Genomic DNA, 2,266 nt, shown 5'->3' on the forward strand with positions numbered 1-2,266 from the left:
GAAAAAATTTCTATTGCTACATACGCAATAGTAGAGACTCAAGTCCTCACAGAAACTTAACTAGAAGTCTTTTTTATTTGCCAGACCAGGAAAATCTGACTCCTCCACAGTTATTAATTTTTATATTTTTAAAAGTTGAAAAAATTTCTATTGCTACATACGCAATAGTAGAGACTCAAGTCCTCACAGAAAGTGAAACGGCAAATAATCAATTCCTTCACTGAAAAACAATTCAAAAACAAAAGGAACTCTGGCAATTCTCTAATCCATCAATCCACACATCCAAAATTCCTAAATAATCCTGTAAATATGCAATGCAAAAAACTTAGATGAGAGTTTTTTTAACCGACATTTTACCCCACCACTAGGAGTAAAAGTAATACCTCGACGTACAGGTTTAAGCGGATGCCGATCCAATAATTCAAGTTCTACTTGGGATAAAATAGTTGCTAATACCAACTTCATCTCAAACAGAGCAAAAGCATATCCCAAACAGCGACGGTTTCCACCACCAAAAGGTAAATATTCATAAGGGGAAAATTGTCTTTCTAGAAAGCGTTCAGGTTTAAATTTTTTCGGTTCGGGATAGATATCTTCTCGATGATGAGTTAAATAAATAGAAGGTAAAAGAGACGTTCCAGCTTCAAAGTTATATCCCAAAATTTCCAAGGGTGCTTTTAACTGGCGACCAACAAAAACTACAACCGGATAAATTCTCAAAGTTTCTGAAACTATCGCACTTAAATAAGGTAGTTTAGCAATAAAATTGCTATCTGCATTCTGAGGCAGAGAATTTAATTCAGCCATAAGTTTTTCGCGAACTTCAGGCAGATAATGAATCCAATAAAAAGCCCAAGCCAAACTATTAGCAGTTGTTTCGTGACCAGCAAATAACATAGTCATTAATTCATCTCGTATTTCTGCATCGCTCATTGGTTTACCAGCTTCATCTCTAGCAGAAAGTATTAAACTCAGGATATCTTCACCCAAAGTATCTGGGTTGTTTCTTCTGCGATAAATTTCCGTCTGCAAAATTTCGTGAATTAGTTGCTGTTGCTTGACAAACTTTCCCCAAGGAGTCAAAAAACCTAAATTTTTTTGCAATACCGGAAAAAACAAGAAAAAGGATTTTAACGGAGAGTTGAAAGTCTCTAACCAAGAAATCAAAACTTGTCTAAGTTGCTCATATCTTTCTCCCTCATCTAAACCAAAAATAGTCCGTAAGATAACTCGCAGAGAAATTTATTGGGTATAGTCGCGGATGAAAAAAGGCTTACCTATTTGCCACGAACTAATAACTTGTTTAGTAACTTCAACAATTGTATTACCGTAACTTTTCATCCTTTCTCCATGGAAAGGAGGCATTAATAATTTACGAGCCTTTTGATGTTGAATACCATCCATCAAAACTAGAGAATTATCTCCCAATAAAACTCTGATTGGAAGAGTAGTTTTTTCTCCCACTTCAAATAATTCTGGAGGAGCTGTAAAGACTTGTTCAATTGCTTCAGGATTACTCAAAATTACGATTGGCGGAAATCCAAAAGATTTAGGTGTATAGAAAAGATCTCCATATTTTTGATAGGCTCTTTCTAACAAGCCAAACTGATCTAATAGAGCTTGAATTGTTTGAATGAAGACTGGTGTTTTTGGTCCGTTTGGTAGTTTTGTTTGAGGTTGAGATGAGGAGAAAGAATTCATGATTTTTTTGACTTGTTGAATAGTCAGAGTTATGTTTTTAAGGAAATGTAGAGGGTAAATATCCTAATCTATTTGCGTAGTGCTATGGACTTACAAATATAGGTTGTTTTAATTAATAAAGCAGGCTTTTCCTAAAAACCTGCTGTCTGAAATACTAGATAATAATTTCACCTAACTATAATTAGGGTTTGCTGATTAAATATCAAAGTCTTTACTGATATTGGTTTTAGCCTTTTTAGAACGTGAAAAAGTACTTGATTTTCGCCTTATAAGGCTCAAAAAGTGAGTATTTTGGCGTATAGTGGGGCAGAGTTGGCAAAGGATAATTTTTCTGAGTACCTCCTCTACAACTCCCCCCAACTCTTGACTCTTAGCTACTGCCTACTGCCTACTCCCTGCCTTAGCAAAAAGACTTCCATAAGCAAACCCTAATTATCTCTATTTACTTAACTCAAAACTTTCAACAACACTTCTGCTATCTCTTTACATCCCACCTGTTTCATTCCTTCGGACATAATATCCCCAGTCCGATAACCCAAATCTAATACTTGCAAAACTGCTTGTT

General features: G+C 35.3%; 1 protein-coding gene and 2 pseudogenes. 1 reads left to right on the top strand and 2 read right to left on the bottom strand.

The window, feature by feature from the left end; all coding sequences use genetic code 11:
- Positions 1-224 (top strand): hypothetical protein (locus AC3DU7_RS25425; RefSeq protein WP_488042071.1); only part of this gene is annotated, 224 nt, incomplete at its 5' end.
- Positions 225-291: 67 nt separating this feature from the next.
- On the opposite strand, the pseudogene AC3DU7_RS25430 reads toward AC3DU7_RS25425, so the two are convergent.
- Both AC3DU7_RS25430 and AC3DU7_RS25435 read right to left on the bottom strand, forming a co-directional pair.
- A pseudogene (locus tag AC3DU7_RS25430) lies at positions 292-1,701 on the bottom strand (cytochrome P450).
- 446 nt (positions 1,702-2,147) lie between these two features.
- Positions 2,148-2,266, bottom strand: a pseudogene (locus tag AC3DU7_RS25435) (3-isopropylmalate dehydrogenase); the annotation flags it as partial.

Source organism: Okeania sp. (assembly GCF_983059655.1).